Genomic DNA, 1909 nt, shown 5'->3' on the forward strand with positions numbered 1-1909 from the left:
CTCGCGGAAGCGGACCGAGCAGTCGGCGCAGTAGTTGTTCAGGCGGTGGCGGACGTGGATGCACTGCTCGAAGTGACGCTCGAGCGGAAAGCTGAGGAAGCGACGGCGGGTCGCGACCAGCTCCATGCAGGTGCTGAGGCCCCCCTGCACCAGCGCGAGGTCGGAGCAGGCGAGGTGCTCGAACAGGTTGTGCACATACGGCAGGACCTCGAGGCCGGCGTGGACGGGCAGCGTCTCGCGCGGCACGCGCGGCCCGGCGACCAGCACCATGCGCAGCTCGGGCACCTGCCGCTTCATGAGCGGAAAGGCGTCGGCGATGCGGCGCAGCAGCGGCGCGCCGACGGCCGTGCCGCCGACCGCGGCGATGACCAGCTTCTCGTCGCGCCGGTAGCCGTGCCGCGCGCGCAGGGCGTCGGTGTCGGCCAGCGTCGCCGGATCGAACGGGAGGGCGTAGCCCGTGTAGGTGAAGTTGCGATCCGTCCAGGCGCGGATCTGCGGCAGCCCGGGCCCGAATGGCAGGTCGGCGACGTCTTCCGGGTTGCCGACGAAGATCGCGCGATCCCTGATCCAGGGATAGCGCGCCACGTGCTCGATGTCGTCGGCGTTGCGGTCGGCGCAGAGGTAGGCCTCGCGCTCGTTGCCTTCTTCCATCGGCAGGCAGCCGACGAAGTCGGTCAGGAAGACGAAGGGCTGGCGCTTCAGCTCCGGGTTCTCGTGATAGTGGTAGTCGACGTCCCAGGCCTCGTCGCCGACGACGATGTCGTAGTGCTCCTGCTCGAGCAGGTCGGCAAAGATCAGGAAGTTCCTGGCCATCACTTCGTCCATCGTGCGCAGCGCGAAGAACGCCTGCAGGTCGTGCTCGCCGGCCTGCGCCTCGAAGTGGCGGCTCTCGTTGGCCAGGCGGGCCGTGATCGGGTGCAGCCGCTCGCCTTCTTTGACCAGGTAGGTCGCGGCGGGGTCGACCGTGAACCAGTCGATCTCGAGGTCCGGCTGCAGGGTGCGCATCTCGCGGGCGATGGCGAGATCGCGCTGCACGTGGCCGAGGCCGATCGCGCTCGAGACGAAGAGGGCCCGGCGCTTGCGGCCCATGGCCCGGACCCAGGTCGACCGCGGCGGGCCGGCGCCGACGAAATCGCGGAGGGTGCGGGCGAAGGCGACCGGGTCGCGCGCGCACATCAGGTGCCCGCCGCCGCCGACGGTGAGCAGCCGCGCGCCTGGAATGAGCCGCGCGACCTCCTCCCCGCGTTCGTAGGCGACGCGCTCGTCCCGGTCGCCGTGGATGACGAGCGTCGGGCACGCGACCCTCCTCGCCAGCTCGCGGACGTCGGTGCCGAGCCAGCCGGTGAGGCCCATCGCCACCGTGGCGCCGTCGCTCGCCGCGCCGTGGTGGAGCACTCCGTCCTCGTACGGCTTGGTCGAATGCGGCTCGTTGAAGACGATGCCGAAGAAGCGGTCGACGTGCGCTGGCCAGTCGTCGCGCATCTGGGCGACCGCCGCCGCGACGACAGCCTGCGCCTCGGGGGTCGTCGGCAACGAGGCGGCATAGCCACCGGCGACGACGAGATGCGAGACGCGCGCCGGCTGCTCGGCCGCGAGCCGGATCGCGTTCATCGTCGTCGCCGAGATGGCGACGACAGCGGCGCGATCGACCTCGAGGCGATCGAGCACGGCAACGAAGTCGCGGTAGAAGAGATCGAACGAGTACTGCTCCTGCGCGGTCGGCCGATCCGACCGGCCGTTGCCGCGCAGGTCCATCACCGCCACCCGGAAGTGCTGCGCCAGCCAAGGCACCACGCCCTTCAGCAGGGGCGAGTTGGCGATCTGGTAGACGGGTGCGAAGACAAGCCACGGGCCGCTGTCGCCGCACTGGCCGTACCAGGTCTTCACGCCGTCGCAGGACACGAAGCCC

1 protein-coding gene is annotated in these 1909 nt (G+C 70.6%); it reads right to left on the reverse strand.

Annotation, left to right across the window (positions count from 1 at the left end; genetic code table 11):
• The coding region (locus tag AC30N0_RS15095; RefSeq protein WP_489518724.1) for an alpha/beta fold hydrolase at positions 1-1909 on the reverse strand (1909 nt) is incomplete at both ends.

Source organism: Rhizobacter sp., from assembly GCF_031412495.1.
In the GTDB taxonomy this organism is placed as follows: Bacteria; Pseudomonadota; Gammaproteobacteria; order Burkholderiales; family Burkholderiaceae_C; genus Schlegelella_A.